This window comes from Tateyamaria pelophila (assembly GCF_019966495.1).
Taxonomy (GTDB): domain Bacteria; phylum Pseudomonadota; class Alphaproteobacteria; order Rhodobacterales; family Rhodobacteraceae; genus Tateyamaria; species Tateyamaria pelophila.
Genome location: NZ_JAIMIA010000056.1, coordinates 29,067 through 31,293, shown reverse-complemented (window position 1 = coordinate 31,293; position 2,227 = coordinate 29,067). Strand labels below are relative to the sequence as shown.

General features: G+C 58.0%; 4 protein-coding genes. 2 read left to right on the top strand and 2 right to left on the bottom strand.

Going from position 1 to position 2,227, the window contains the following annotated elements:
* A partial coding sequence (locus LC354_RS16450; protein WP_263289429.1) for a transposase occupies positions 1-258 on the bottom strand: 258 nt, incomplete at its 3' end.
* Positions 259-370: 112 nt separating this feature from the next.
* Positions 371-640, bottom strand: coding sequence for a hypothetical protein (locus tag LC354_RS16445; protein ID WP_223425755.1), 270 nt, complete (start codon positions 638-640; stop codon positions 371-373).
* Between the two features lie 16 nt (positions 641-656).
* On the opposite strand from LC354_RS16445, the gene LC354_RS16440 reads away from it, so the two are divergent.
* On the top strand, positions 657-956 hold the full coding sequence (locus tag LC354_RS16440) for a DUF7220 family protein (protein WP_317849337.1): 300 nt from the start codon (positions 657-659) through the stop codon (positions 954-956).
* 496 nt (positions 957-1,452) lie between these two features.
* The coding region (locus LC354_RS16435; protein ID WP_223425753.1) for a hypothetical protein at positions 1,453-2,227 on the top strand (775 nt) is incomplete at its 3' end.

The following is a 2,227-nucleotide window of genomic DNA, read 5'->3' as shown; positions in this document are numbered from 1 at the left end:
GACCATCACTGTGTCCACGTTATGCGCGTCGGCGATGGCGTCCATGATCCGGTCCCAGTGGCCCGCATAGCTCCACCGATTGAAGCGGTTGTAGACCGTTGTCGGTGGGCCGTATTCGCTGGGCAGATCGGCCCAAGGGATGCCGGTACGCAGGACGTAGAAAATGCCGTTGATCACGCGGCGGTCATCTACCCGCTTCTTGCCGCGCGTTTTGTTAGGCAAGACAGCTTTGATGAATTCCCATTCCAGATCGCTCATGTCTGATCGCGCCACTTACATCCTCCCGCCCGTTGTTTGGACGAAATGAATCACAAACCTATGCCATTGAACAGGAATTAATGGGTGTGCTGCCTAGAGGTTTCCATGGTGCTCACTCTGCGTGCTCGCCTTCGTTGAAAGCGCTGTCGGTGATGCGCTTCAGGAGGCTGGCGTAATGCTCAAGGGTGCCGACATGGCCCCAGTTGATCTCGTCGGGATGGCTGTTGAAATGCTCTTCGCTGAGGCTCGACAAGCGGGCCAGCATCTCGTCGATCTCGGCCTTCTTGCCGAGGAAGGCTGCGAGCGCGGCTTCCTTGTTCCGTGCAGACTTTTCGGCGCGCAGCTGGTGGCGAGGGGTGGTGAGCGGGTTCAGGCGGGTCATGTCCGAGCTCCTTTGAATGCATCGTTTTGGTGCAATCACAGTCGCTCTGATCGCCGGGTATATCCAGTATAATCGTAGCAATTACATGGCTTTAGAGGGGCGCATGGCGCAATCAAAACGCGGATCGCTGATCGAGGCCGTGACCAATACAGTGGTGGGCTACGCGCTGGCTGTTGCGACGCAATTTGCGGTTTTTCCGGTCTTTGGACTGCGCGTTGGCGTGGTCGAAAACCTCGGGCTTGGACTGATTTTTACTGGCGTCAGCTTGGTTCGCTCTTATGCGCTACGTCGGCTTTTCAGCCGCTGGAGGCTGTGACCCATGTCAGACGGCAAACCCCGGGGGCAAACCATCACTGTGTCCCAGGCAGCCGCGCTTCTCGGCCGCTCGGAACGCTGGGTCCAAGGGCTGGTTAAATCCGGCTACATGGATCGCGCCACGCGCGGGGAATACATGCTGGTGGGCGTCATCCGCGGAGCGCTGGCCTATTACGAGGACCAGTTCACAAAAACAACAAGGCCGCGGTGGCCAGCCGGGCCACGGAAGCGCGCACGCGTGAGATTGAACTCAGGATTCAGGAACGCAGCCGGGAGTTGATCCCGATGGAGGATGCAAAGGCCGTCGTGGGCGAGATGGCGGCGCTGGTGCGGGCGGAACTTGCGGGTCTCGCGGCGCGGTACACGCGCGATATGGAAGCGCGGCACACGCTTGAAGAGGTGACCTTCGCGGTTGCCTGTCGCGCAGCACAAGAGCGAGACAGAATTGCTTTGAAGAACGCCTTGCCTATGGTAACTTTCGCAGTGGGGGAAGTAGTTTGCCACGAATTCACGCACCCAGGTTGCAGATTGTTGCGACTATCGTTTTCGCACTTATACCCATCTGGGGTGTGCAAAATGCGCAAGCCCAAACGGTCATTCAGGTCGAAGATGCCGTCCCGTATTCCGTCGATGTTTCAGCCGGAACGACCGACGTGGAAATCCAACTGGAAGTCGGTGACACCACTTTTGTGCGATTGACAGACTTGGACGATGCGCCTGACCAAGTTGCATTGCAGGTTAATGACGTCACACACGCTGATGTAATGCGGTGGATCGCCTTGGATCCAGAGGATCAGGCGGCCCTCAGGATCGGATACTCGGAGCCACTTGCGCAGGACCGCACGCTCAATCTGAAATTTGAAACGAATGTAGAGCCGTTCCACGAACCGAATAATACCCCCGAGACCGCCCAATCGATCGAACTTGGCCTGATTGAAACAAGGTTTTTCCCAGAGCGGGATATTGACGTGTTCGCAGTGACCTCGCCCGGAGAAGGGGCGTTGGTTGCGCAGTTTCTGGAGCGCGGCCCTCACAGTGACGCGCGTATTCAATGGCTCGACGCGGATGGCAACGCTCTGCGCGGCGATTGGGAAAGCACTTTAGCCACCAAAACGGGCGAGGTGTATTTCCTCGAAATCCGGGGTGACGACAGTTTATTCGACACCATTGCCAGCGAGGGGGTGGTGACACTTTCGGTCGACTTCTCGGCGGAGCCTTATGACGAGCCCAATGACACGGTGGCTGACGCCACCCCGGCGGACCTCGGTCAAG